This window comes from Glycomyces tritici (assembly GCF_030403505.1).
Window position 1 is genome coordinate 194,465 of the sequence record NZ_JAUEMJ010000010.1, and the last position, 25,368, is coordinate 219,832.

The 25,368-nt window shown below is 68.3% G+C and carries 17 protein-coding genes and 1 rRNA gene; 12 read left to right on the forward strand and 6 right to left on the reverse strand.

The window, feature by feature from the left end:
- Positions 1-211: 211 nt before the first annotated feature.
- Positions 212-4,249 carry a type VII secretion protein EccCa gene (gene eccCa / locus QWI33_RS24935; protein WP_289959556.1) on the forward strand — a complete coding sequence of 1,346 codons (4,038 nt, stop codon included), beginning with the start codon at positions 212-214 and terminating at the stop codon, positions 4,247-4,249.
- Between the two features lie 273 nt (positions 4,250-4,522).
- Positions 4,523-5,695: a hypothetical protein gene (locus tag QWI33_RS24940; RefSeq protein ID WP_289959557.1), complete on the forward strand. Its 1,173-nt coding sequence runs from the start codon at positions 4,523-4,525 to the stop codon at positions 5,693-5,695.
- A gap of 3 nt (positions 5,696-5,698) precedes the next feature.
- On the opposite strand, the gene QWI33_RS24945 is transcribed toward QWI33_RS24940, so the two are convergent.
- The gene (locus tag QWI33_RS24945) at positions 5,699-6,538 is read right to left on the reverse strand and encodes a hypothetical protein (protein ID WP_289959558.1); all 840 of its coding nucleotides are present in this window, start codon (positions 6,536-6,538) and stop codon (positions 5,699-5,701) included.
- A 94-nt stretch (positions 6,539-6,632) separates the two neighbouring features.
- Here QWI33_RS24945 and QWI33_RS24950 point away from each other — a divergent pair, with 94 nt between their 5' ends.
- Together QWI33_RS24950 and QWI33_RS24955 are read left to right on the forward strand one after the other, a co-directional pair.
- Entirely contained in the window at positions 6,633-7,790 is a 1,158-nt protein-coding gene (locus QWI33_RS24950) for a hypothetical protein (RefSeq protein ID WP_289959559.1), read from the forward strand.
- 274 nt (positions 7,791-8,064) lie between these two features.
- Positions 8,065-9,579: a S8 family serine peptidase gene (locus QWI33_RS24955; protein ID WP_289959560.1), complete on the forward strand. Its 1,515-nt coding sequence runs from the start codon at positions 8,065-8,067 to the stop codon at positions 9,577-9,579.
- Positions 9,580-9,693: 114 nt separating this feature from the next.
- Here the strand turns inward: QWI33_RS24955 and QWI33_RS24960 are convergent, their stop codons facing one another.
- Together QWI33_RS24960 and QWI33_RS24965 are read right to left on the reverse strand one after the other, a co-directional pair.
- Entirely contained in the window at positions 9,694-10,953 is a 1,260-nt protein-coding gene (locus QWI33_RS24960) for a hypothetical protein (protein WP_289959561.1), read from the reverse strand.
- Between the two features lie 46 nt (positions 10,954-10,999).
- Positions 11,000-11,794: a hypothetical protein gene (locus QWI33_RS24965; RefSeq protein WP_289959562.1), complete on the reverse strand. Its 795-nt coding sequence runs from the start codon at positions 11,792-11,794 to the stop codon at positions 11,000-11,002.
- Between the two features lie 326 nt (positions 11,795-12,120).
- Between QWI33_RS24965 and QWI33_RS24970 the strand changes: the two genes are divergently transcribed.
- Complete coding sequence (locus QWI33_RS24970) at positions 12,121-12,411, forward strand: WXG100 family type VII secretion target (protein WP_289959563.1); 291 nt, start codon at positions 12,121-12,123, stop codon at positions 12,409-12,411.
- A gap of 52 nt (positions 12,412-12,463) precedes the next feature.
- Entirely contained in the window at positions 12,464-12,730 is a 267-nt protein-coding gene (locus tag QWI33_RS24975; RefSeq protein ID WP_289959564.1) for a WXG100 family type VII secretion target, read from the forward strand.
- 195 nt (positions 12,731-12,925) lie between these two features.
- Here the strand turns inward: QWI33_RS24975 and QWI33_RS24980 are convergent, their stop codons facing one another.
- Positions 12,926-14,254, reverse strand: a complete 1,329-nt coding sequence (locus QWI33_RS24980) for a S8 family peptidase (RefSeq protein ID WP_289959565.1) — start codon at positions 14,252-14,254, stop codon at positions 12,926-12,928.
- A gap of 185 nt (positions 14,255-14,439) precedes the next feature.
- On the opposite strand from QWI33_RS24980, the gene eccE reads away from it, so the two are divergent.
- Together eccE and QWI33_RS24990 are read left to right on the forward strand one after the other, a co-directional pair.
- Positions 14,440-15,696 (forward strand): type VII secretion protein EccE, encoded by a 1,257-nt coding sequence (gene eccE / locus QWI33_RS24985; RefSeq protein WP_289959566.1) that lies wholly within the window; start codon positions 14,440-14,442, stop codon positions 15,694-15,696.
- Positions 15,693-17,387, forward strand: a complete 1,695-nt coding sequence (locus QWI33_RS24990; protein ID WP_289959567.1) for a hypothetical protein — start codon at positions 15,693-15,695, stop codon at positions 17,385-17,387. The genes eccE and QWI33_RS24990 overlap by 4 nt, the downstream gene beginning before the upstream one ends.
- Positions 17,388-17,443: 56 nt before the next feature.
- Here QWI33_RS24990 and QWI33_RS24995 read toward each other — a convergent pair whose 3' ends face one another.
- Together QWI33_RS24995 and QWI33_RS25000 are read right to left on the reverse strand one after the other, a co-directional pair.
- Positions 17,444-18,544, reverse strand: a complete 1,101-nt coding sequence (locus tag QWI33_RS24995) for a hypothetical protein (protein ID WP_289959568.1) — start codon at positions 18,542-18,544, stop codon at positions 17,444-17,446.
- A gap of 366 nt (positions 18,545-18,910) precedes the next feature.
- Positions 18,911-19,615: a hypothetical protein gene (locus tag QWI33_RS25000; protein ID WP_289959569.1), complete on the reverse strand. Its 705-nt coding sequence runs from the start codon at positions 19,613-19,615 to the stop codon at positions 18,911-18,913.
- A 617-nt stretch (positions 19,616-20,232) separates the two neighbouring features.
- On the opposite strand from QWI33_RS25000, the gene QWI33_RS25005 reads away from it, so the two are divergent.
- The 4 genes from QWI33_RS25005 to QWI33_RS25020 form a co-directional block, all read left to right on the forward strand.
- Entirely contained in the window at positions 20,233-22,782 is a 2,550-nt protein-coding gene (locus QWI33_RS25005; RefSeq protein WP_289959570.1) for an Rne/Rng family ribonuclease, read from the forward strand.
- A gap of 284 nt (positions 22,783-23,066) precedes the next feature.
- Complete coding sequence (rplU, locus tag QWI33_RS25010) at positions 23,067-23,366, forward strand: 50S ribosomal protein L21 (protein WP_205324359.1); 300 nt, start codon at positions 23,067-23,069, stop codon at positions 23,364-23,366.
- Between the two features lie 12 nt (positions 23,367-23,378).
- Positions 23,379-23,648, forward strand: a complete 270-nt coding sequence (gene rpmA, locus QWI33_RS25015; protein WP_205324360.1) for a 50S ribosomal protein L27 — start codon at positions 23,379-23,381, stop codon at positions 23,646-23,648.
- Between the two features lie 817 nt (positions 23,649-24,465).
- A 16S ribosomal RNA gene (locus QWI33_RS25020) occupies positions 24,466-25,368 on the forward strand; the annotation flags it as partial.

Here is a 25,368-nt window from a genome sequence, read left to right on the forward strand (position 1 = left end):
TCGGTGATCGTGGGGACCGTTCAAGGATAAATGCCGCATGCAACGGCGGGGGGACCGGCGTGGGTGTACCGGCAAGAGTGGCGACCCGGCATTACCCTAGTAGTGCGATACTCGACAGAGCGCACTTACATCTTTTATACGACAGCGCTAAGTTACGGCCAGCAAGCGTCCCCGTGGTAGGCGCATCCCCCGGTGAGCACAAGGACCCTCTGTGACGACCAAACTCTTCCGCCGGCCTCCGCGCAAACGCGGACCGCAGGCCCCGCGCGGTGACATCCTCCTGGAGTCGCCGCCGGACATGCCCGACCCGCAGCCCAAGAACATCTCGCAGTATCTGATGATCCTGCCGATGCTCGCGGGTGCCGCGGCGATGGCGATGATGATGATGTCCCGCGTCGGCACCGGTTCGAACCCGAGCTCGGGCAGCAACACCATGCGCATCGCCATGGGCGCCATGATGGGCATCTCGATGGTCGGCATGATGGCCACTTCCATGGGCGGCAACCGCGCCCAGAAGAAGGCCGAGTTCAACGCCGACCGCCGCGACTACATGCGCTACCTCAACCAGGTCCGCCGCCGCGCCCGCAAGGGCGCCGAGCGGCAGTGGCGCGCGGCCCGGTGGCGCCACCCCGACCCCAAGGCCCTGTGGTCGCTCGTCGGCTCCCGCCGCATGTGGGAGCGGCGCGCGAAGGACGACGACGCGCTGGACATCCGCGTGGGCGTCGGCAAGCAGCGCATGACGATGAAGCTGGTCCCGCCCGAGACCAAGCCCGTCGAGGACCTGGAGCCGATGACCTCGATGGCGTTGCGCCGCTTCGTGGCCGCGCACTCCAACGTCATCGACATCCCCCGCTCGATGAAGTACACCGAAGCCGCCCGCGTGGTCCTGCGCGGCGACCGGGCGCTCGTCGTCGACAACATCCGCGCCCAGCTCGTCCAGGCCGCGGTCCTGCACTCGCCCGACGACATCATCGTCGCGGTGGTCGCGGACAACGAGCGCATGCCCGAGTGGCACTGGATGAAGTGGCTGCCGCACCTCCAGCACCCGTCCGCAGAGGACGGGGCCGGACCGGTCCGCATGTTCTACAACACCACCACGCAGCTGGAGAACTCGCTGCGCGAGCAGCTCTCCGGCCGCGGCGCGTGGTCGCCCGGCGCCACCGCGGGGGAGGGGCAGCCGCACCTGGTCGTCATCCTCGACGGCGGCGAGGTCGACCCCACCGGCATCATCGCCGCCGACGGCATGGGCGGGGTCACCGTCTTCGACTTCTCCGGCTACCTGCCGCGCAAGCCCGGGCCGCAGATCAAGCTCTACGACGTCACGGCCGAGGAGATCTACACCGACCAGGCCGGCCGGCGCCGCGTGCTCGGCAAGCCCGACCGCATGTCGTACAACCAGGCCGAGGGCGTGGCCCGCTCGCTCGCGCCCTGGCGGCTGACGCTCAAGGGCTCGAGCGGCAAGACCGAGTCGGGGGACGAGGACCAGTCGCCGCTGGCGAACCCGTCGTCGCTGCCCGAGATGCTCGGCTTCAACGACGCCGCGGCGCTCGACCCGGCCGTCCACTGGCGCGAGAAGCCCGTCAAGGACTACCTGAAGGTCCCCATCGGGCCCGGTCCCGACGGCGGCATCGTCGACATCGACTTCAAGGAGTCCGCGGTCGGCGGCATGGGCCCGCACGGCCTGCTCATCGGCGCGACCGGTTCCGGTAAGTCCGAGGTGCTGCGCACCATCATCGGCTCACTGATCGCCACGCACTCCTCCGAGGAGCTCAACTTCATCCTCGTCGACTTCAAGGGCGGCGCGACCTTCGCGGCGCTCGACGACCTGCCGCACGTCAGCGCGGTCATCACCAACCTCGCCGACGAGATCGAGCTGGTCGACCGCATGGCCGACGCGCTCGAAGGCGAGCTCGTGCGCCGCCAGGAGGTGCTGCGCGCCGCCGGCAACTACACGAACCGGTGGGAGTACGAGAAGGCCCGCAAGGCCGGGCAGCCGATGGACCCCATGCCGACGCTGCTCATCATCGCGGACGAGTTCTCCGAGATGCTCGTCGCCAAGCCCGAGTTCATCAACCTGTTCCTCCAGATCGGCCGCATCGGCCGCTCCATCGGCGTGCACATGCTCCTCGCCTCGCAGCGCCTCGAAGAGGGCAAGCTCAAGGGCCTGGACACGTTCCTGTCGTACCGCGTCGCGCTCCGCACCTTCTCGGCGCAGGAGTCGCGCACCGTGATCGGCTCCGGCGCGGCCTACGAGCTGCCGCAGGCGCCCGGCCACGGGTACCTCCAGGTCGGCACGCAGGACCTCGTGCGCTTCCGCGCCGCCTACGTCGGCGGCCCCTACAAGCCGCCGAAACGCGTCGCCTCGCGCGCCGAGCGCATCGCGGCCGTGCAGCACAAGGTGCAGCGGTTCCTCCCCGGATTCGTCGAGCTCCCCCCGGAGCCCGAGGTCGAGGAGGAGCCCGAGGAAGTGCTGGAGGCGACCGAGGCCGACGACGAGAACGAGAAGCTCTCCGAACTCGAGGTCATGGTCAACAACTGCCTCGGCATGGGCCGCCCGGCCCACGAGGTGTGGCTCCCGCCGCTCCTGGAGCCGCCGACGCTCGACCAGCTGCTGCCCCCGCTCGAAGCCGACCCCGTGCGCGGCCTGCACCCGAAGGGCTTCTCGCTCAACGGGAAGCTCCACGCCGTCCTCGGTGAAGAGGACCGGCCGTTCGAGCAGCGCCGCAGCCCGTTCGTGGTCGACCTCTCCGGCGCCCAGGGCACCGTGGCCATCGCCGGCGGCGCCCAGTCGGGCAAGTCGACGATGCTCCGCGGGCTCATCGGCTCGCTCGCGCTCCTCCACACGCCGCGCGAAGTGCAGTTCTACTGCCTGGACTTCGGCGGCGGCACCCTGCGCGGCATCGAGGACCTCCCGCACGTCGCGGGCGTCTTCGGCCGCCAGGAGGAAGAGGGCGTGCGCCGCACCATCCAGGAGGTCTCGACCATCCTGGACGAGCGCGAGAAGTTCTTCACCGACAACAAGATCGACGGCATGAACTCCTACCGGCGCATGAAGGCCGACGGGCGGTTCCAGGAGGACCCCTACGGGGACATCTTCCTCGTCATCGACAACTGGATGACGCTGCGCGAGGATTTCGAGCCGTTCGTCGACCAGGTCCGCGCCATCGGCAACCGCGGCCTGGCCTACGGCGTCCACGTCATGGTCACCTGCACCCGCTGGGGCGACATCCGCATGAACATGCGCGACATGTTCGGCCTGAAACTGGAGCTGAAGCTCTCGGACAACATGGAGTCCGAGATCGACCGCAAGGCGGCGGCGAACGTGCCGAAGAACCGCCCCGGCCGCGGCCTCTCGCTCCAGAAGCTGCACTTCCTCTCCGGCGTGCCCCGCATCGACGGGATCCGCGACGGCGACGACCTGCAGCCCGGCGTCGAGGACTTCGTCAAGAAGGTCAAGCAGGCCTGGCGCTTCGCGCCCTGCCCGCCGGTGCGACTCCTGCCGCGCCAGCTCCACGTGGCCGACTTCCTCCAGGCGGTCGACCGCACGAAGCCGGGCATCCCGATCGGCCTCAACGAGGCCGGCCTCAAGCCGGTGTACCTCGACTTCCAGACCGAGCCGCACCTGCTCGTGTTCGGCGACTCCGAGTCCGGCAAGACCAACCTCCTGCGCCACATCGCCCGGCAGATCCAGGCGACGTACTCGCCCAAGGAGGCCAAGGTCATCATGGCGGACTACCGGCGCGGCATGCTCGAGGAGATCTCGAAGCCGACCCTGCTGGACTACGCCATGTCGGGCAAGCAGTTCGAGACCTCGATCAAGAACCTCAAGGGCCCGATCGAGCGGCGGCTCCCCGGAGACGACGTCTCCCCGGCGCAGCTGCGTGACCGGTCCTGGTGGACCGGCCCGGACCTGTACCTGATCGTGGACGACTACGAGATGGTGGCCCAGCGGGTGAACCCGATGACCGCCATCGCCGAACTCATCCCGCAGGGACGCGACATCGGCTTCCACGTCATCATCGCCCGCCGCGCCTCCGGCGCGTCCCGCGCGATGATGGACCCGATCGTCGGCCAGATCAAGCAGCTCGAATCCCCAGGCCTGCTCATGAGCGGCCGCAAGGAGGAAGGCGCGATCTTCGGGAAGCTCCGCCCCAGCCCGCAGCCCCCGGGCCGCGGCACCCTGGTGCGCCGCAAGGACGGCGAGCAGCTCATCCAGACGACGCTGCTGCCCCCGAACGGCACCGCCTAGGGCCTGTCCGGCGAGTCAGGCCGGCCCGTTCGCCCGCTCGTTGCGTTGCAGGGGCCTTTGCATACCGGTGTGTATGCAAAGGCCCCTTCGCCTTGCGAGCGAACGAACAAACTCGGATACGCCGCACCCTGACCCGCAGGACAGCCTGGCGCAGATCACTGCGTTTGACGCACATCGCACGGCCGCCCACCGCAACCGGTGGGCGGCCCTGCGGCGTATAGGTTGCAGAACGGTCGCGAATCCCGCTCGCGCCACTGGAGACCAAGGCCCCGCATGAAACCGCTGCTCACACCCCCCGGCCCCGACGCCCCCACTGTCGCCAGCGCGACAGTCGCAGGCGGCGCGGCCGAGACCGCGGTCCCGCACGCCCGCACCCGCGCCCCCCTGAGCGTGCAGATCCTCCGGCTCCTCCTCATCGCCGCCACCGCCTCCGTCATCGCGACCTGGCTCTGGGCCTGGCAAGGCGTGCAGGCCTACGCCTGGCCCGGCGTCGACAACGACATCACCGAACGCGGCCTCGCCTACCTGCTCATCCTCGCCCCCGCCGTCCCCGTGAACCTCATCGCCGCGATCCGCCTCGCCCGAGGCGGTCGGCGGGCGGCGCGCTACCTCGCCGCCGCCGCGGCCCTCGCCGCCGTCCAGACCGTGCTGCTCCTGACCCCGAGCGCCATGCCCCTGGCCGACACCATGAGCGACGGCTCCAACGACGTCGGCATCCGCCACCTCCTCACCACCGGGCCCCTCGTCTTCGCCGGCCTCTGGCTCGCCACCACGACCCGAGCCCGCACCTGGCTCGGCGCCGCCCCCAGGACGCGCCGCCTCCCCGGCCTCGAAGCGATCGTGTGGTGCCTCGCCCTCGCCTGCATCGTCGCCATGGGAACCGAAGTGCGCCAATGGACCCACACGGCCTCCGCCACCGGGGCCCCCGCCGGCGAGTACGCCGAACCCGGCACCTGGGCCGGCCTCGAACAGGCCGTCACCGAGACCACCGACGCGATCCCCGGCTTCACCGGCTTCACCACCCGCACCCTCGAGGTCCAGTCCTGCGAATACCACACCCCAGCAGGCCTGCCCACCTACCGCTACCTGCTCACCTACGAACTGCGCGACAGCGCCACCGAACCCGGCGCCCCCGAACCCAGTGCCGCCGCCCCCATCGCGGCCCGCTGGAGTGAAGGCGAGTTCACCCTCACCTACGACGGCGCCACCATCGACGGCACCCGCCTCATCACCGCCGAACGCACCTTCCCAACCGAGGAGGGCCGCGGCACGTACCCCACCGCGACCGGCGTCCATGCCATCACCCTGGCCTACACCGAGGCCCCGGCGCCGACCCTCCACCTCGAGAGCCCCTGCGTCGAACGCGCCACCGAATCCACCGAATGCATACTGCCCCAAGGCGACCCGGACACGGACACCGTCAACGGCATCACCTGCCGCGAATAGCGGCTACCAGCTCGGCACGAATTCGGTCAGCGAAAGGTCCGCCCCGGCCGGAACGTCCTGCTTCCAGACCCGGAACTCGCGCACTGACTCCCCAGGCGGCACCGGCAGGTCGGTGAACAACCGGGCACCGCCCACCGGGGTGCCGTCGGCGCGGTGGAAGACCGCCATCAACCAGGGGTCGATCGCATGGTCGGCACTGTTCGCGACCGTCACTGAGAACCGCATCTGGCCGCGCGGCTCGTCCCCCTCGTCGATCCCGTCGACCCGGACGCCCAGCGGCGGCGCCTGCGGCTCCGGAGGCGTCCCGTCGTCGAAGGCGAACCACTCCAATCGCACGACCTCGATCGCGACGACCGGGTCGGACGGCAGGTCCTCGAAATACCGCGAGTTCCCGACCCGCACCTCGCCGCCCGGGGGCGTCATCGTGCCGTACGTGGACGTGTACCCGCCCTCCTCGTACAGCGGCACTCCGTCGACGGACACCTGCACCCCGAACCGCGCCGCGTACTCGCCGTGCGTATTGCGAATCGAAGCGCCCCAGGTGAACGCCGTGCCGTCCACCGACACGTCGTACCCGAAATCCGCAACCGCGACAGTCGAGGCCGCCGGCGGCTCCTCCTCCGGCAGCACCTCCGCCAGCGCCGCGTAGTCGCCGGTCCCGCCCTCGTCCGGCGGCACCGACTCGGCATCCGCCACCGTTCGAGGATCGAGGAAACTCGCGGGCGCGACGGTCAAGAGGGGCGAGAAGACCAGGACCAGCAGCGAGACGGCCAGCCCCAGCGCGAACACCCAGTCAGGGATGCGAGGTGGGCGGGGAGCTGCGGGTTCGGGAGAGGGGGTCACGCCGCCATCATAGAAATCGGCCGCAACCGTGTGGAACTCCCGCAGTACGGTGGGTCGCGATCCCGTGAGCCCCCGAACCGCCCAAGGAACCCCGATGGCCGTCCGCCCTGGCAACCCCGATGCTCGTCCGCCGAAGCGCTGGCCCGACGTACCCATGCAGGCCCGCACCCGCCGCCGGATCGCCGTGGCCGTCCCCCTGATCCTCGCCCTCGGCGCGGGCATCTACACCGCGCGCTGGATCGACACGGGCCGCGAGGCGGACGAACCGGTCGAGACCGTGCGGGCCTTCCTCGAAGCCTCCCGCTCCGGGGATGTGGAAGCGGCACTGGCCATGACGACCGGGGACCCGAACGGTGCGAGGGACCTGCTCGTCCCCGAGGCGATGAGCACCGACTGGGAGGTCCAGGGTCTCGGCCTCCAGTCCTGGTCGCCGTACACCGACTACGCCACGGTGTGGGCGACCATCAAGGGGCCCAACGACACCGAACTCACGACGGTGTTCGACCTCGAGCCCGACGGCGACCACTGGAAGGTGGCGGACCCGTTCGCGACATTGACCATCGATGCGCCCCCTGTGCCCTATGTGGACGTCAACGGATTCACGCTGCCGATGTCTACCGAGCCGTTCACGAGTTACGACTTCTCGCTGCTCCCGGGCTCGTACCAGCTCTACGAGGACCCTCCCGAGTTCTTCGCCTACGACGCTGAACCGCTGCTCGCCCTGGGGAGTCGCCTCGTGAACGCGGACGGGTCGGAGACGCCGGTCCTGCGCGGGACCTTCGAGGGGTTCACTGCGGTCGAGGGCGACGAACCGGAGCTCAACGCCCGGCTCGCCGCCTACCTGGACGCGTGCATGGCGGACCCTGAGGGGCCCGAGGTCTACGGCTGCCCGTTCGACCTGCAGCAGCGGGACCTCGGCGACGCCTCCTTCAGCGCGGGCGACGACAACCGCTGGGAGATCATCGAATACCCCCAGGTGACCGCCGCCGGCTTCGGCGGCCCCGTCTATGCCGAAGGGCTCGGATTCGGACTGCTGACCCGCAATGAAGGCCGCTCCCGCGTCACGGCTGTCGATTCGGCGACGGGCGAGGAGCGCGTGTTCGAGTGCACGATCTCCACGGACGGCCTCTACCTGGTCTACGACGAGACCGGCGACTACGCCATCGGCCCGAACCAGGACCCGAACCCCGCCACCGACCCCGACCCGGCCGCCTGGCAGGACGGCTACGAGTCCTGGTGCGAGCCGGCCTGATGACAACCGCCGCACCCGCACGTTTCTGTTCCCCCGCTGCCGGCTCCTGACGCTCGCAGCAGTCGCCGCCCTTCGTGGTCGAGATCGACGGCAGCACTGCATTCGTCGCCAGCTCCCGCATCCCCGAAATCGGCGAAGGCCTCTACAGGGAGGCGACCCCAGTCGCTCCCCTCCACCGCCTTCACCGAATAAGGCCTCCTGCGCTTGGTCCGGTATCTTGTGGGACAGAGCGGACCGCGCTGTAACGACCGGCACACGGAAGGGGTCTCACCCTATGGCCACACCTCTCACGCCAATCCCTCCGAAACCCCAACCAGCGCAACGCAATCCAGGACCACTTGCTGTATTCGGAGCAGGGCTCGCAGCCCTCGCCACGGCAGCGGTCATCGCCGCGACTCCAGGCACGGCCCTGGCGCAGGACCCGACTTATGAAGCCGACAACGCCTGGGTCCCCGAGCAGGTGCAGGCCCCTGCCGCTTGGGAGACCACCAAGGGCAAAGGCGTCACCGTCGCGGTGCTGGACACCGGAATCAACGACCACCCGTTTTTCGCTGACAAGGACATCCTGCCCGGCTATTCCGCGCTCGGAACCGAGGATGGAACCGGCTGGAATGATACGGACGGACATGGATCCGCTATTGCTGCCGCTGTCCTACTGACAGCGCCTGAGGCCACCATCATGCCCGTCCGCATTGGTACAGGTGCGTCGGTTCTGTCAGGTGGCATGGGCGACATACAGTTTGACGCTGTTCGATGGGCGGTCGACAATGGGGCAGATGTCCTGGTGGTTCCTTGGGCAATCTATGGCCGAGGATTTGAAGGGGATTACCTCGAGGTCCTCCAGTACGCAATCGATAAAGGCGCGATGATCATTGCATCAGCAGGCAATGATCCGGACGAAGAGGTTCCCTATCCAGGATTTGTGCCTGGCGTAGTGACTGTGACAGGTACCGATCGCAATGGTGACATCTGGTTCGAGAACACCACCACTGGGCCGGAAGTAGAACTTGCGGCACCAGCTGACTCGATGACCGCGCCGTTGCCACAGGACAGTTCACTTGGAAACACGGATCTCTACGCCGACGTTGTCGGCGGCACCTCAATGGGCTCGGGCGTTGCAGGCGGTGTCGCTGCATTGACTTGGGCCTCGCATCCGGATCTCGACGCGAGCAATGTCATCCAGCGCATGATCCAGACAGCAGGTGACGGCAGCGGCAATAAGGCCGAAGACACGGGATATGGATTGGTGAACGCTGACCAAGCCGTTCATGCGGAGGGCATCGAAGAAGTCGCCGAGAACCCGCTCGGTTACCCGATGGGTGAGGCGGGCGCGAGTGGGGCGTCTCCTGATGATGAGGGCACCGACGAGCCTACCGAATCTGAGGCCGTCGACGAGTCTGCAGGTCCGGCCGCCGGTGGAGCAGAGGCTAGCAAGGAATCGAACCTCTCGACCACCATAGTGGTCGCTGCGGCGGTCGTACTTATCGGCGCAGCGATTGCCGTCTGGCTCGTTCTTCGGGGGCGTGGCCGAAAGAACGCCGCTGCCGGAGAGCCCGGACCGTACAACCCGGCCAGTAGTCCAGTGCAAGGCGGGTACCAGCAGCCACCTGCAATGCAGCAGCAGTACGGTGGCCCGCCAATGGGCGGCAGCCAGGGATACGGCGCTCCGCCTCCTCCTGGCCCACAGGGCTACAGCAGCCCACCTCGCGCTCAACAAGGCTTCACTCTTCCTCCGAACGGCGGGGATCAGGGCACGCCCTGGCGACCGAGTGATCCGAACCGGCAGTAGAGCATCAAGAAGGGGCCCAAGCGCGATGCGTTCGGGCCCCTTCAACGTGCCGCTCGAAAACGCCAGAGGGGCGGTTGATCTTTGGCAACCACTCCTCTGGCGTCTCAGCGTCCGTCAGTCGTCGTCATCGTCGTCGAGTTCTTCACGACGAACGTTGTTCTGGCTCCAGTCGACATCGTCCTCCCGCAGCCAGGTCTCGCGGGTGTACGTCTCTTCGTCGTCATCGTCGTTGTACCCGGAGCGGGTACCGCCACGAGGGTTGTTGCCGCCGCTGCCGCCACGACCGATCGTGTTGCGGCTGGTCGAAGAGAGGCGGTTTCCGGTGTTGCCTCCGCGGCTGCTGTTGGCGCCGGAACGAGCAGGGCTCGACCCCGGCTTGCCGCCGTTCGCGCCAGAGCGCGCAGGGCTGGTGCCGGCACCGCGATTGCCACCCGACGAACCACCCTGGGAAGGGCCGAAAAGTCCGGTGCCACCGGGAATGGTGGCGCCGCCCGTGCCGCCGGTCCCGCCACCGGTCGGGAAGCCGCCCCCGCCGCCTCCACCCTGAAGGGTGGCGCTGGCAAGACCACCGACATCCGAGTCGACATCGTCGTAGGAACCGAAGCCCCAGTCGTCTGCAACCGGGTCGAGGTCGTCGGACTGATCCACCGGGTCGAAACCGCCCGGAGTATCGGCGAAGCCGTCGCCGTCGAGGTCGGTGGACTGGTCTGCCGGGACACTGCCGAGCGAATTCGAAGAGTTCAGCGCGGTCTCGGAGAACACGCCGCCGGTCGGCTTCGTGTAGGTGCTGTTACCGGGCATGTCGCTCGGCGGGGGTGGCGGAAGTTCGCCGAAGGTCTCTTCGTTTGCCTTGGCGTAATGGTCGCCAAGATCAGCAACGATCTTGGCAAGTTCGCCGTGTTTTGTGTTGAGGTCGTTCTGGTACTCCTGCTGCCACTGAGTCTTCTTGGACTGAGCCTCAGCGCTAGCGGGATCGACATGCTTCGTGCTCTCAACCCAGTCTTCGTACTCGTCGATGTACGCGGGGTTGAGGGTCTCGGACTGAGTCTGAGCTTCTTTGAGGTACTGAGCCAGCCGAGGGATAGCGATTTCTCCAGCGTCTTGCATTCCCATCTCGGACTCGACGCTGTACTGCTTGACCAGGTTCATCCGGCCATGGAACTCGTCCGAGGCAGGGCCGGTCCACTGCGTGCGGAGCGAAGCGACGTGCGTGTCCATCTCCTCGCGCGCGGCCTTCATGCCGCTCGCGGCGGAGACCCAGATGTAGCCCGCCTGTTCGACGGTGTAGTCGTCGCCTTCGTGGAGCATGTCCCAGAGCTGCTGGTGGGTATAGGTGCTCTTGTAGTAGTCGACACCTTTGCCTTTGGCGGCCATCTTCGACTCCTTCCTAGGGGGTCAGGTCTTCAGCGATGAACGAGGACTAGAGCACTCGAGGCTGCTCTTCGGTGCCGGGGTCCGCACCGGTGCCGGACTCGTCGCCTGCGGGCGCGTCGCCGCCGCGCTGGTTCTCCGAACGGGCCTCGTCCACGTCGCCGGCCGTGATGTGACCGCTGCTGGAGTCGAACTCGCTCTGGATGTTGACCACGTCTGCCGAGACGTTGCCGTCGTTCTCGAGATAGCTTTCTTTGATGTCCTGGCTGACCACGCGACCAGTGTCGAGACCGTGCACGACCCGGTCGAGTTGCTCGGCGCGAGAAGGATAGAAGACGGTCCGGTACGCCTCCTGCAGCTCGAGCGCGTCGTCGAAGCCGCCGAGCTTGAGGTTCTGCGCGTCGACCTCCTGCATGGCGCCCATGCTGAGGTAGTCCTGGTTCCAGCTCTCTTTGATGGTGACGACGGTGCCACCGAGGACCCGGTCTCGGAAGAGGCCGAGGTCCTGGATTGTGGTATCCATCTTCGAGATGAACTCGTCGAAGGACTCTTCGGTCATCTGGGTTGTCACACCGGTCGAGGAGTTCGTGACCGAGTACAGGTTCTCGCTCGCGTCGTAGCTAGCTGTGTAGCCGGAGTCGGCGTCCAACAACGTCATCACCTCGGTGCAATGAATCGGGTTTACAGGGGGATATCGACCCGAGCCGTTCGGCGTGGCGCTGCGGGCACGGTCGCTCGATTGTGCTGAGTTCCAGCATACCGAGCGGCGACCACCTGGGCCGAACAGGTCGTCCCGCATGGCACGAAAGCGGGAGTTCGGGACACAAGTCGTCAGCAGCCGCATCCGCCGCCATCGTCGACATCGCGCCGGCGCCCGTTCGCCCTGGTAAGACCGGTTTGCGTACCGTCTTGCCTCGCAGTCGAACGACAGGGTCCTGCACTCACCCGATCGGGGGAGGACCGCCTGCGGAGCTGGCACAAAGTGGGGATACACGGCCGCCTCCGATGCTTGTAAACTCAGAGGCGCACCGCCAACCCGGTGAGTTTGCACGGACGGGTTATGGTGACTGCGGAATCGATCAATACTCACTGGGATACCCCTGCAGGCCTAGGTTTCTAGCGCCTCAGCCCCGGTTATTCACCTGGAGGTGAAATATGGGCAATGTCGCAATGGACACAGAAACAGTCGCCCAAGCCGCGACTGACACCGTCAACGCGAAGCTCTCGGTCGACGGCAACCTCGCTCGACTGAAGGCACTGTGCGACGAGCTCGCCTCTTCCTGGTCCGGCCAGGGTGCGGCAGCGTTCGCCAACGTCATGCAGGCGTGGGACATCGAGGCTGCGAAGCTCCTCGACGCGCTCCAGGACATCGCCGACAGCCTTGACGCCTCGTCCGCTGCGCAGGCGGAAATGGACGCCGAGTCCAACTCCGAGTTCGGCGCCTTCGACGGCGAACTGTAGACCTTCCCCCAAAAACCAAGGAAAGAGGTGAACCATGGGTTCTCGTATTGCTATGAGCTACGAGGAGCTCGAAGCGGCAACTGCTGAGATCGCGTCGCAGTCTGGTGAAATGACCAGCACGCTCGCCGACCTCCGCACCCAGCTCGAAGCCCTCGACTGGACCGGTGGCGACCAGGCCGCCTACGAAGAGGCCAAGGCCCAGTGGGACTCGTCCTTCGAGAAGATCAACGACATCCTCGAAGCCGTCGGCCGCGCGGTCGACAACGCGAAGAACCGCTACCAGGAGACGGAAGCCGCAAACGCCAGCCGTTTCGCGTAGCAGTTTCCCCGAGCTCGAAGACGACAAGAAACCCGGGTAGTCCACAGGACAGCCCGGGTTTCTTCATACCCCGCGATGCAGGCGTGCCCGCGAGGACACCACGCACGGCACCGGCATATCCCGGGCGGGAAGCCACGGCTCCACCAGACGAAGAAGGGCGGGACCACCCGGTCCCGCCCTTCCCTGCAGAATGCGTCAATCGCTCACGGTCTTCACCGGCACCAGATCGGCCTTGCGGCTACCAGGCCGCCAACCGCGCTTGCGGCCCTTCGGCACGATCTTCCGCAGCACGAGCACCAGCGTGACGAGCACGATCGAACCGCCGACACTCGCCCACGCGATCGCCTTCTCCGTGCGAAGCGGGTCGTAGTCCGGGTCGAGGCCGGCGATCGAGTCGCGGTCCTCGTCGGCGATCGGGATCTCGCTCGGCTCCTCGGTCGGCGCCTCCGAAACCGTGTCCGAGGCGATCGCCGCCTCATCGACCGGCGCGGTCAACGCCGCGCCCACGTTCAGGATGCCGTGGCCCTGGTAGATGTTGAACTCGTTCGGCGGGTGGATCGCAGTCTCCTGCAGACGCTGCTGAATCCACGCCGGCGTCGCCTCGGCCCCGTACTGGCCCTTCAGCAGCGCGGCCGCCCCGGCCACGAACGGCGCGGCGTAGCTCGTGCCCTGGTCCACGAACCATTCGCCCGAAGCATGCGGGAAGGGCACATCGACTCCGGGCGCGAGCAGGTCGAGATTGTTCCCGAAGTTGGTCCCCTCGTACCAGTTCCCGTACGGGTTGTGCGCCCCCACCGCAATGACCTCGGGGTAGTTGGCCGGATAGAACGTCTTCTTGTCGGCATCGATGCTGTCGTCGTCCATGTGCGACGTGGCGTTCCCCGATGCAGCGACGATGACGACGTCGTGCTCCATGGCGTAAGTGACGCCGTCCGCGAGCCAATCGGACTCGAGCATCACCGAGGAAATGTTGATGACGTCGGCGCCATGGTCCACAGCGTCGATGATCGCGAGGCCGACCGCCTTGCTCTTATTGGCGTCCCCGCCCTCGTCCTTGCCGCCGGTGAACACTCGGATCGGCAGGATGTTCGCCTCAGGCGCGACCCCGATGAAATCCGGATCGCCGGGATTGCCCATCGGGTTTCCCGCCGCGATCGCCGCCACCGCCGTGCCGTGGCCGCTCGAATCGCACTGCCCCTTGGCATTCCCGTCGAACCAGTCGTAACCGTCCAGCAGGCGGCCGGTGAACACGTCCTCCTCGCGCTCCGCGGCGACGCCCGAGTCGATGACCGCGATCGTCACCGGCTGGCCCTTCTTGGCACCGGTCTCGAAGGTCCCGCGGTTGTACTGCTGCGCCTGCTCCAGGCCGATGAAGTTCTTCGCCCACTGCTCCTTGTTGAGCGGCTTACCGCCCTCGGCGATGGGGACGCACTCGCCCCGCTCGTTCTCGGGCGCCGGGGGCAATCCCCACGCCTGCGCCTGAGCGGGGGCGGTGGTCAGCAGGACCATCCCCGCCGTCGCCATCGCGACAGCAGCGGAATAGAGAGGTACACGCGGGAGGAATCGCACCCGGTCAGTCTAACGCCGCAATACCAGGGGCCAGGTGCACCCGTATCGGCGCGAAACACCGGAAGGGCGGGGGACCAAGAGGTGGACTCGTCCGCATACGATGGATACGACCACTCACCTTCATCTTGGAGACGTCGCCCATGACGATGCTGCAGGCCCAACAGCAAGCTCGCGGCACCGCGTCCGTGCAAGCCCAGCAAGGCAACGGCCCGGCCCCCGGCGAGTCGGTCGTGTTCACGACGCGTTCGACCGGCAGGCTCGGCCCGCTCACGGTCGCGCAGCTCATCACCATCGAGCTGGCACTCGTGCTCGCGCTGGCGTGCCTGGCTTTCGGCATGATCCCCGGCGCCGCCGGCGGCGGCGTCGCCCTGATCGTGCTCGTCATCGTCTTCTGGCGCAAGGGCGACTACTGGTGGTACCAGACCTGGCCGCTCAAGTCCCGCATGAAGCGGCGCATCCGCGCCCTCGACCCCGAGCAGCTCACCGAGGTCCTCCACCGCATCGCCCCCGACCTGGGCATCACCGGCATCGAGGACCGCGACGAGAACGTCGGCATCGGCCACGACAACGGCGGCTGGTTCTCCGTCATCGAGATCGGCACCACCGACGAGGGCACCAAGGCCGTCCCGCTCGAACGCCTCGAGCGCCTCTTCGACGAGACCTCCGTCCCCGTCACCGCCGTCCAGCTCATCGGCCACACCACCCCGGTCGGCCTGAGCGCCTACGACAACAGCCCCGCCTCCCGCTCCTACCGCGAGCTCCTCGGCGACTACCCCGCCGTGGTCCACCACAAGGCCTGGCTCGCCGTGCGCCTCGGCGCCCGCGACGCCCGCGAGGCCACCGCCGAACGCGGCGGCGAGGTCGACGGCGTGTACAAGGCGCTGGCCAGCACTTCGCAGCGCGTCAGCAAGCTGCTCGGCAATGTCGGCGTCCCCAACCGCATCCTGGACGCCGAGGGCGTCCGCGAAGCGGTCTCGCAATCGCTCGGCGTCGCGTTCGCGCCGGTTCCGGGCGAGCGCACCGCCGAGGAGTGGAGCCACTGGTACGCGGACGGCCTGCGCCACGTCGCGTACCGGATCACCAAGTGGCCCACCGACGCCGCGTCCCTGCACCGCACCGGCGACGCGCTCTCGGGCGTGCCCGCCGCGTTCGTCACCGTCTCGACCGTGGTCACCGCGGGCACGAACGGCAAGGTCAACCCCGACGGCCGCGTGACCGGACGCCAGCTCGCCGTCGACGGCATCGTGCGCCTCGCCCTCGACCAGGCCTCCTGGGAGTCGGCCCAGAACCAGCTGCTGAACGTCGCCGACCAGCTCGGCGTCCGCCTGCAGCGCCTCGACGGCGAGCACGGCCCCGCCGCCTACGCATCCGCCCCCACCGGAGGAGGCCCCCGATGAGCGACCGCAACAACGGCAACGGCAACGTCTACGGCGGCGGCACCTACCAGGGGGGCACGTACCAGAGCGGCGCCCACCGCACCAGCCGCCACTCCGAAGAGGACGAAGAGCAGCAGGGCGGCCAGCGCCGCGCTGTCGACGACGAGTCCTCGGGCACCGCGAAGATCGGCCGCGCCGGCACCGCGGGTGCGGCCACCCCGCCGCCGAGCGCCCGCGGCGGCGCGCAGCCCCCGCAGCCGGCCGTCTACGGCGGCCAGCCGCAGCCCGGTCAGACCGGGAGCCAGCCGGCGCAGCCGCCCGCGTCCGGCGCCGTGTACGGTGCGCGCCAAGGCCAGCCGCCCGTCGCACCGCAGGGCCGCCCGACCTCGCCGCCGCAGCCGCCCACCGCCCGCGGCGGCGCGCAGCCCCCGCAGCCCGGTCAGACCGGGAGCCAGCCGGCCCAGCCGCCGCGCCCGGCCCAGCCCATGTCGCCGCAGCAGCAGACGCCCCGGCCGCCCGAGATGCGTCCGCCGGTGCCGCAGCACCAAGCGCCGCAACCGTCGTCGCCGCCGCAGTACCAGCAGCCGCAGCGTCCTCCGGCCCAGCCGCCGACGCCAGCCCGGGCCACCCCGCCTCCGCAGCAGCAGACGCCGCAACCGCCGGTGGTGCAACCGCCCCGGCCGCAGCAGTCGCAGCCGCAGCCGCCGCAGTACTCGCAGCAGTCGGTCGCGCCGGTCTCCGCCGCGCCCGTCAGCGCGCCCTCGATCTCCCCGGTCTCGGCGCAGCCGGTGTCCGGCCAGCCCGTCTCGGGCCATCCGTTCTCCGCGCAGCCCGCCTCGGCCCAGCCGTACTCGGGCATGCCGTATTCCGGCGCGGCGCCGATCACCGGCGGCCCGATCAGCTCGCTGCCGACCTCGGCCGGCCTGTTCGGCGTCGGGTCGGTCTCCGCCGGGCCCACCGAGGGCACCGTATACGGCCTCCCGGTCACCGACCGCGCCGTCGAGACCGCCAGCGACGCGGGCCGCCCCGTCGAGGCCGTCAAGCCCGCCCCGCAGATCCCGACCGCGCGTGCGCTGGAGCTCATGACCTCCGCCAGCCCGCCCTCGGGCCTCGTGATCGGCCGCGACGCCGAGCAGGTGCCCGTCGTCGCCCCGTTCTTCCGCCCGGAGGAGACGCGCATCAACCTCATCGGCGGCGTGTACCTCGCCCGCCTGCTCGTCTTCCGCGCCCTGGCGATCGGCACCCGCGTCGCGGTCTGCACCACCCGCCCGCAGGAGTGGAACGGCCTGGGCGAGACCGCGACCGGCCGCAACGACCGCCTCGCGGTCCTGCACGGCGACCAGCCCGTCACCGTCGAGGCCAGCCAGCACTCCCCGGCGCTGTACGTCTACGACGTCGGCGAGCGCGGCTCCCAGACCAAACCGGTCCTCGGCCCCTGGCGCACCCAGCTCACCGTGCTCCCGCGTCTCACCAACTACGCGGACGAGCTCACCGGCGAGGCCCACATGACGGTCCTGCAGCGGCTCACCGCCGAAGAGGCCCAGATCGCCCGCTCGGCGATCCGCGTCAACCAGGAAGTGCTGCAATGGCTCCAGATGCTGCACGACGACATGATCGCCATGCTGCGCAAGGGCCAGAAGGAGCGGTACCTGTGGTGCTCCCCGACCTCGATCGAAGCGCAGATGTTCGGCGCGCCGATGCGAACGTACTGATCAAGGCATAGAAGGAGGGGCGGGGCCGTTAGGCCCCGCCCCTCCTTCGCATGTCCCTAACTCGCCTCGCGCCAGTTCTCCAGGTACCCGTTCGCGACCGCCAGTGCGATGTCGGTCAGGCCCTGCTGGTCCAGTGCGGCGTCTTTCGACACCGAGAGCCGCACCACCATGTACGTGTTGTCGTCCTGCACATGGAGGTGGAAGTTCGAGGTCTCGCCCTCGGGGACGCGCGCGATCGCCGCCGACTGGTCGCCGATCGACGGCGCCGGCTCCACCAGGGTCCAGGCCTCGCCCAGCTCGCCGATGTCGCTCGTGCCCAGCTCGAAGTTGACGCTCGCCTTCGCGTCCGTGTCGAAGACCGTGCTCTCGACCTCGAGGAGCGCCGTCGCCCCTTGCGCCTCGCCGTACGTCAACGAGCAGGACTGCACCCACCCGCGGCTCTTCTGCTCGGCGTTCGCGACCGGCTGCGGCTCCGCCCCGTCCACGATGGGATCGAGCGGTGCGGTGTCGACCAGCGAGCACGGCTCGTCGCTGCCCTCGTAGGTCAGGTTCGTCGCCGTGCCGCCGGTGCTCTCGGTACCGCCGTCCCGGTTCATGAACCAGTACACGCCGCCACCCACCAGGGCCAGCGCCACGACACCGATGATGATCTTCGGGATCGGGCTCGATTTGCGGGCGCGGCTGCGCACCTTCTGGAAGTCCGAACGGCGCCGCGGCTCCTTGGGCATGTACCCGAGCCGGCCGATCGTCGTCGTCTCGTTCCCGCCGCTCCACTCGCCGCGGGCCTCGTCGGCGAACGCGGTCTCCTCGAACGGCTGGTCCCGTCGCGGAATCGGCTCGCCCTGCGGGCTCTGGTTCTGGAACTGCTGCTGCGGCTCACCCGGGCGACCGGGTGCGGCGCCCGCGTCACGGCGCGGCGGCGACCCGGCCTCGCGCCTGGGTGGCGAACCCGCACCCCACTGGTCCGGACGCGGCTCCGACCCGGGCGCGGTGCGCGGCGTCGAACCGGTCACCGGCCCGCCCTGCGGACGGCGCGACTCGTAGCCGCCGGACTGGGGGGAGAAGTGCTGCGGCGACTGGCCCTGCCCTGAAGTGCCGGGTCGGCCCTGGCCGGGCTGGGGGCCGCGGCCCGCCGAGGGACCGCCTGCGCGCGGCACGCCGCCGCGAGGGTCCTGGGAAGGCCGCCCGGCCTGCGGCATCGGGCGTTGTCCGCCCTGGGGTCCGCCTTGAGGGCCGCCGGCCTGGGGTCCACCGGGCTGCACGCCGCCTGACTGCGGCCCGCCCTGCGGTCCGCCTGCCTGCGGCATCTGCCCGCTGGGGTTGCGGCCCGGCTCGCCCTGCGCTCCGCGCGGTCTGCCCGCCCGGGGGCGCCACTGGCCCGAGCCCGGCCGCTGCCCGTCTTCGGGCTGCTCGTCATATGCCGGGCCAAAGGGTGGTGTGGCGCTCACGATGATCCTCCGCGAATGATTCCCGGCGTGTCGACTTGACGCCGCGGTAGTCACCGCCAGCTTAAGGGGAGCCGCCTAATTCGCCACTCGGGGGAGCGCGTCGACGAGGCTCGTGCCGAGATCCTCGGTCAGCCGGCGCACGTCGCCGCCCTCGGGCGGCACGCCCGTGAAGAACAGGTTGATGGTCAACGTCACGTTCGCGGTCTGGATGTGGAGCCTGACCTGTGTCTCCTCGCCCTCGGCCACGGTCACTGCCGCCGCCTGCTCGCCGATGCCGCCCACGTCCTCGGTCGTGAAGCCCTCGGAGGACTCGAACTCGAGCACCCCGGCGTGCGCTGCCCGCGCCTTCGACGCGTCCTCGTACACCTGGACCGTTGAGAAGAGCGTCACCAGCCGGTACGCGTCGTCCCCGGTGTACTCGGCCGAGTAGGTGCACTTGAACGTCTGCACCGCTTCCTTCGAGGACTCCTCGGGGTTGCGGGCCTGCTCGGTGTCGGCCCACGGGGCCAGCAGCTCGGCGTCCACCGAGAGCGCGCACAGGTCATCGATCTGCCCGGCGTCGATCAAGGGCTCCTCGTCGCCGCTCCCGGAGGACCAGTACAGGACGGTGGCCCCGCCCGCGAGCAGCAGCGCGACGACGGCGAGCACCCAGCCGACGCTCGTGAGCTGGCGGAAGAGGTCGGCACCGCGATGCCGCCCCTGGTAGGTGGAGGGTTTGCCGTCCGCCCGGGGTTCCTCGGACTCGTCCGAGTCGATCACCTGGAGTGCGATGGTCGTCATCCTTCAGTGCCGAAGCTTGCGGGGCGCGCCCGGGCTCGGTCGAGAGGCTCGGTGCCGACGCGCCAGCCCACAGCTTATCGAGTACATGGGACACGGGCCACGCTCGAACCGTGCCAACCACGAGGAGTCGTGTTTTCTCACCCATTCGTGACGGCGCTCATTACTTTCGGGCCTGTGACGTGGTCGGGGACTGAGAGCGGCGGCACCGGTCCGTCGTCCGGCTCGGTGAATGGCGCAGAGTGTGCGATACTCGACCTTGTCGTACCGCACACAGCTACGTATGGTGCGACCTGGAGATGTCCTGTCCGCGTCCCTCACGACGGCGACGGACTTGACCACTCGGCTGGGGCAGAGGTTGAAATCCCAGCGCGAGTTGAGGCTTACAGTGCGGCCCGAACGGCATGATTTGAGCGCCGGAGCATGGCTCGCCAGCCTCTTGGGCGAAGCGAGCCGGATGCCGGCCTCGCCACGCCGGGAGGACCGCACTGCTGATGCCGCGCCCGTGCGGCAGCGGATGCAGATCGCATCACGCGCCCGGGCGGCGGCTGGAATGGAGATTTATTCATATGCGCGAGAATGAGCCGCGCGAACAGGTTCCCGTTGTCGCGGTGACCTTCATGGCTCCTCAGAAACCCAAGAACGACGAGCCTCCGGCGGATCCGCCGCGGACCGAGCGCCCCCGCGCCGCCGCAGCGACCGTCGCGCCGATGTTCGCCCCCCCGCCGAAGGTCCAGCCCAAGGCTGCCGAACCCAAGGCCGAACCCGCCAAGCGCGAACCGCGTGAGGAAGAGCCCGAGCCGCGCCGCGGCCAGGCGAAGAAGACGCAGGCCAAGAAGGCCCAGCCCCAGGAGCAGCAGGCGACGCGCAAGCGCACCCGCAACCGCTCCGAGAACCGGGCTGCAGAGAAGACCGCCGACAAGGGCCCCGAGAGGACCGAGCGGTCCTCCGACAAGCCCGAGCCGAAGGGCGAGGCGCCCGCCGTCGACGAGTTCGACGACGACGACTTCGACGACGATGACGACTCCGAGGCCGGGCGTCGCCGCCGCGGTCGCCGGGGCCGCCGCGGCCGCGGCCGCGGCAAGGGCGTCGACGGCGCCATGGACGATGACGACGAGAACGATGACGAGGACCGCGAGTCCGACGACGAAGAGGACGAGGACTCCGAGGCCGACGGCCCCGAGGTCACCCGTCGCCGCCGTCGCCGCCGTCGCCGCGCCGGCTCGGAGGACTCCGACCGCTCGCGTCCGGACGACACCGACGACGACGCCGAAGTGGTCGTCAAGGTCCGCACCCCGCAGCGCCGGGCCCTCTCCTCCAACGAGGAGGTGCGCGGCGTCTCCGGCTCCACCCGCCTCGAGGCCAAGCGCCAGCGCCGCCGCGACGGCCGCAAGTCCGGCCGCGGCCGGGTCAACGTCGTGAGCGAGGCCGAGTTCCTCGCCCGCCGCGAAGCCGTCGAGCGCCAGATGATCGTCCGCGTCCGCGCGGGCAAGTCCCAGGCAGCAGTCCTCGAGGACGGCATCCTCGCCGAGCACTACGTGTCGAAGTCCGGCACCCAGGGCCTGGTCGGGAACGTCTACCTCGGCAAGGTCCAGAACGTGCTCCCCAGCATGGAGGCCGCCTTCGTCGACATCGGCCGCGGCCGCAACGCCGTGCTCTACGCCGGTGAAGTGAACTGGGACGCCACCGGCCTCGCCGGCAAGGCCCGCTCGATCGAGCAGGCCCTGCGCCCCGGCGACGCCGTGCTCGTCCAGGTCACCAAGGACCCGGTCGGCCACAAGGGCGCCCGCCTGACCAGCCACGTCGCCCTGTCGGGCCGCCACCTGGTCTACGTCCCGGGCGGCAACGCCTCCGGGATCTCCCGCAAGCTCCCGGACCGCGAGCGCACCCGCCTGCGCGCGGCGCTCAAGAAGCTGGTGCCCGAGGGCGCCGGCGTGATCGTCCGCACCGCCGCCGAAGGCGCCGGTCCCGAGGAGCTGGCCCGCGACATCTCCCGCCTCCAGATGGAGTGGGAGGAGATCCAGGCCAAGTCGAAGAAGGGCAACGCGCCCAGCGTGCTGCACTCCGAGCCCGACGTCTTGATCCGGGTGGTCCGCGACGTCTTCAACGAGGACTTCAAGGAGATCGTGGTCGAAGGCGAAGAGGCGTACGACGAGATCCACAAGTACCTCGAGTCGGTCTCGCCCGAGCTGCTCCCGCGGCTCAAGCGCCACACCGGCTCCAAGGACGTCTTCGCCGAGATGCGCGTCGACGAGCAGCTCCTCAAGGCCCTGGACCGCAAGGTCTACCTGCCTTCCGGCGGCTCGCTCGTCATCGACCGCACCGAGGCCATGACCGTGATCGACGTCAACACCGGCCGCTTCACCGGTGAGGGCGGCAACCTTGAGGAGACCGTCACCAGGAACAACCTGGAGGCGGCCGAGGAGATCGTCAGGCAGCTGCGCCTGCGCGACATCGGCGGCATCATCGTGATCGACTTCATCGACATGGTGCTCGAGTCGAACCGCGACCTGGTGCTGCGCCGCCTGACCGAATGCCTGGGCCGTGACCGGACCAAGCACCAGGTCACCGAGGTCACCTCGCTCGGCCTGGTCCAGATGACCCGCAAGCGCGTCGGCCAGGGCCTCATCGAGGCCTTCTCCGAGCCCTGCGAGCACTGCAAGGGCCGCGGGGTCATCGTCAACACGGACGAGATCCTCGGCAACACCCGCAAGAAGGGCAACGGCGGCGGGGGCGGCAACGCCAACGCGAACCAGCCCCAACAGCAGCAGCAGGCCCAGGGCGGCGGCAAGAAGAAGCGGGACCGGAACAAGTCCGGCCGCCAGCAGGGCCAGCAGGAGCAGGAGCAGGCCGAGCCGCACGTGAAGTCGGCTGCGGCCGAGACCGCGAAGATCGCGGCAGCGCTGCCCGAGCACGACCACGAGCACGACGACCACGACGACTACGAAGACGTCGCGATCGTCGACGAGACGACCGACGAGCCGGTTGACGCGGCCACGGTCGTCGAGACCGAGCCCGTGGACCTCGCCGCCGCGACCGAGGAGGCCGTCCCCGCGGACGCCGACGCGGTCCTGGCCGAGGAGCAGAGCTCCGCCGACTCGTCCACCGAGGCAGCGGAAGCCGACACCGAATCCGGCGACGAAGCCGGTTCGACGGCACCCGAGCACTAGGACGGCCCGGCGCCGCGGACTGTGACGTCCGCGGCGCTGAGCTGATCCCGATGCCCGAACCAGCGGGTACATGACGTACCCTAGTGAGCGGCCTATAGAGCCCTCAGCTTTTCCTCCCCGCACTCACGGGGATGAACGCGGAGCTCGATCGGCGGGCCGGCCCAGGTGACGTTCGCGAAACCGAAGACCGGCAGGTGCCTGGCACCGCGAAATTGACAAACACCGTTCCCCTGCGGGGAACTCATTTCCCCGCACCGGGGAGGACCCAAGGAGACCGCGTCGACATGTACGCAATCGTCAAGACTGGCGGAAAGCAGTACAAGGTCGCCGAAGGAGACGTCCTCGAAGTCGAGAAGCTTCAGGGCGCGCCCGGCGACACGCTTACGCTGCCTGCGGTGTTGCTCGTCGACGAAGGCACTGTGGTCACCGACGCCTCTGGCGTCACGGTGAGCGGTGAACTTCTCGAGCACACCAAGGGCCCGAAGATCAAGATCCACAAGTACAAGAACAAGACCGGCTACCACAAGCGACAGGGTCACCGCCAGCCGCTGACCCTCGTCCGGGTCACCGGCATCACCAAGTAAGGGGTTGGACAGATGGCACACAAGAAGGGCGCATCCAGCTCCCGCAACGGGCGCGACTCCAACTCCAAGCGACTTGGCGTCAAGCGCTTCGGCGGTCAGCACGTGAGCGCGGGCGAGATCCTCATCCGTCAGCGCGGCACCAAGTACCACCCGGGCGACCTGGTCGGCCGCGGCGGCGACGACACGCTGTTCGCTCTGGCCGAGGGAGAGGTCCTCTTCTCCTCCAAGCGCGGCCGCAAGCTGGTCAACATCGTCCCCGCCTCCACCGAGGTTGCGGCGTAAGACCGGAGCGGCAACGCTCGAAAGCATGAACAAGGGCCGGGCCCGTCGAAAGACGGGCCCGGCCCTTTCGCGTACCCGGGACCCGTACGGCGCCACCGCCTCCGCGCCGGCCCGGTCACGCGCACCGATGGCAACGGTCTGTTCACCGCGACGACCCCGGAATGTCGGACCCTTCCCCTAAGTTCGAACCAGGGACCCCGCGATGAAGCGAGAAGAGCCGGCCCCCGCTTGCGCCCGCATCGACCGCCTTCGGCCGATCCGATTGCGTCGCAGCGGTATCGCCGCAGCTCAGCGCCGTCGCGATCGAAAAGGGGACCCCCTGTTTCGTGCCCTCGAAAAGGCGTGTAATGTTGTCCTAGCCCGAGGGGGAACGGAACAGCCGAAACGGACTGGTCCGGAAGCCGCCGGAGACCAGCGACAAGCTCACAGAGTTTAGGCGCGGTCCGGAAGCTGAATCTCGGGAATCTTTGAGACTCAATAGAGGCTCGATCGAGTGTGACTCAGGTTAACAAGCCTGAAGGTTGCAGAACGAATCGAGACTGTTAGAGTTGAGAGGTTGCTCCGGCTGAGGCCGAATCCTTATGAGGATCGTTCTGGGTTGGCGTGTTGTTTGAGAACTCAACAGGGTGTTTGGATGGTCAGCGTGCGGGCTGATCGGGAATTGTTGGCCTAGGTGCTGGTGGTTTCTGGTTGGTACTGTTTTTGACTGTCTTTTCCTTGGGGCACTTGCTTGGTGCCCCGTAGAAAATCGGTCAGGACATGCTTCGACACATACCAAAGTCGCTGGTGCCGTGAGGTGTCAGTGCGCAACAGGTTTTTGTTGGAGAGTTTGATCCTGGCTCAGGACGAACGCTGGCGGCGTGCTTCACACATGCAAGTCGAACGGAAAGGCCCGCTTGCGGGTACTCGAGTGGCGAACGGGTGAGTAACACGTGGGTAACCTGCCCCCATCTCTGGGATAACCGTTGGAAACGGCGGCTAATACCGGATACGACCTTGATCCGCATGGTTCGAGGTGGAAAGTTTTTGCGGTTGGGGAGGGGCCCGCGGCCTATCAGCTTGTTGGTGCGGTAGTGGCGCACCAAGGCTTTGACGGGTAGCCGGCCTGAGAGGGCGGTCGGTCACATTGGGACTGAGATACGGCCCAGACTCCTACGGGAGGCAGCAGTGGGGAATTTTGCACAATGGGCGAAAGCCTGATGCAGCGACGCCGCGTGAGGGATGACGGCTTTCGGGTTGTAAACCTCTTTTATCCACCACGAAGGCTCCGTATTCGCGGGGTTGACGGTAGTGGTTGAATAAGCGCCGGCTAACTACGTGCCAGCAGCCGCGGTAAGACGTAGGGCGCGAGCGTTGTCCGGATTTATTGGGCGTAAAGGGCTCGTAGGCGGTTGATTGCGTCCGCCGTGAAAGGCCTCGGCTTAACCGGGGTTTTGCGGTGGATACGGGTCGACTTGAGGCAATTAGGGGAGATCGGAATTCTACGTGTAGCGGTGAAATGCGCAGATATGTGGAGGAACACCGGTGGCGAAGGCGGATCTCTGGGATTGTTCTGACGCTGAGGAGCGAAAGCGTGGGGAGCGAACAGGATTAGATACCCTGGTAGTCCATGCTGTAAACGGTGGGCGCTAGGTGTGGGGTCACGTTGGTTGATTCTGTGCCGTAGCTAACGCATTAAGCGCCCCGCCTGGGGAGTACGGCCGCAAGGCTAAAACTCAAA

What these genes read in the sequence shown, in the direction of transcription:
- QWI33_RS24940 (WP_289959557.1), top strand. Translation starts at nt 4,523, where the DNA reads ATGAAACCGCTGCTCACACCCCCCGGCCCCGACGCCCCCACTGTCGCC.
- QWI33_RS24950 (WP_289959559.1), top strand. Translation starts at nt 6,633, where the DNA reads ATGGCCGTCCGCCCTGGCAACCCCGATGCTCGTCCGCCGAAGCGCTGG.
- QWI33_RS24955 (WP_289959560.1), top strand. Translation starts at nt 8,065, where the DNA reads ATGGCCACACCTCTCACGCCAATCCCTCCGAAACCCCAACCAGCGCAA.
- QWI33_RS24960 (WP_289959561.1), bottom strand. Translation starts at nt 10,953, where the DNA reads ATGGCCGCCAAAGGCAAAGGTGTCGACTACTACAAGAGCACCTATACC.
- QWI33_RS24965 (WP_289959562.1), bottom strand. Translation starts at nt 11,794, where the DNA reads ATGCGGCTGCTGACGACTTGTGTCCCGAACTCCCGCTTTCGTGCCATG.
- QWI33_RS24970 (WP_289959563.1), top strand. Translation starts at nt 12,121, where the DNA reads ATGGACACAGAAACAGTCGCCCAAGCCGCGACTGACACCGTCAACGCG.
- QWI33_RS24975 (WP_289959564.1), top strand. Translation starts at nt 12,464, where the DNA reads ATGAGCTACGAGGAGCTCGAAGCGGCAACTGCTGAGATCGCGTCGCAG.
- QWI33_RS24980 (WP_289959565.1), bottom strand. Translation starts at nt 14,254, where the DNA reads ATGGCGACGGCGGGGATGGTCCTGCTGACCACCGCCCCCGCTCAGGCG.
- eccE (WP_289959566.1), top strand. Translation starts at nt 14,440, where the DNA reads ATGACGATGCTGCAGGCCCAACAGCAAGCTCGCGGCACCGCGTCCGTG.
- QWI33_RS24990 (WP_289959567.1), top strand. Translation starts at nt 15,693, where the DNA reads ATGAGCGACCGCAACAACGGCAACGGCAACGTCTACGGCGGCGGCACC.
- QWI33_RS25000 (WP_289959569.1), bottom strand. Translation starts at nt 19,615, where the DNA reads ATGACGACCATCGCACTCCAGGTGATCGACTCGGACGAGTCCGAGGAA.
- QWI33_RS25005 (WP_289959570.1), top strand. Translation starts at nt 20,233, where the DNA reads ATGGCTCCTCAGAAACCCAAGAACGACGAGCCTCCGGCGGATCCGCCG.
- rplU (WP_205324359.1), top strand. Translation starts at nt 23,067, where the DNA reads ATGTACGCAATCGTCAAGACTGGCGGAAAGCAGTACAAGGTCGCCGAA.
- rpmA (WP_205324360.1), top strand. Translation starts at nt 23,379, where the DNA reads ATGGCACACAAGAAGGGCGCATCCAGCTCCCGCAACGGGCGCGACTCC.